This window comes from Bacillus sp. 05T31, assembly GCF_056396725.1.
The window spans coordinates 1-370 of sequence record NZ_JBFTMA010001501.1 but is presented as its reverse complement, the minus strand read 5'-3'; the positions used below and the strand labels follow the sequence as shown (position 1 = coordinate 370).

Annotated in this window: 1 protein-coding gene; it reads left to right on the top strand. The window is 38.4% G+C overall.

Features of this window, described 5'->3' with window-relative positions; translation table 11 throughout:
* Positions 1-43 precede the first annotated feature (43 nt).
* The coding region (locus AC1DJR_RS34065) for a hypothetical protein (protein ID WP_477004679.1) at positions 44-370 on the top strand (327 nt) is incomplete at its 3' end.

The window sequence follows — 370 nt, the reverse complement described above, 5'->3', positions numbered from 1 at the left end:
CTTACCCTTAATACCGTCCGATAGTGCCTATGCAGCTGGAACAGTGGAAATTGACAATGACACAAACACTAATGGTTACAGTAATTATTATTCAGGTTCCTGGAGCAAACTAAGTAATGGTAACTACGGAGATTCAAGAATTCATTGGGACAGTGCTGATATTTCTGTCAAATATAATTGGTCTTTTACACAGTATGTCGCTAGTGGTTGGTTTTCGGTCCGAGTATATCTGAATAACCCTAATTTCACCAATACAGTGGCTATTTACGGAAAGGATGGTTTAAATTTCGCTTTATTCAATCAAGATACAGCTAGAAGTGGTTATAACGAGATTGGAACAGTCTGGATGACGTCTGGACAACCATATACA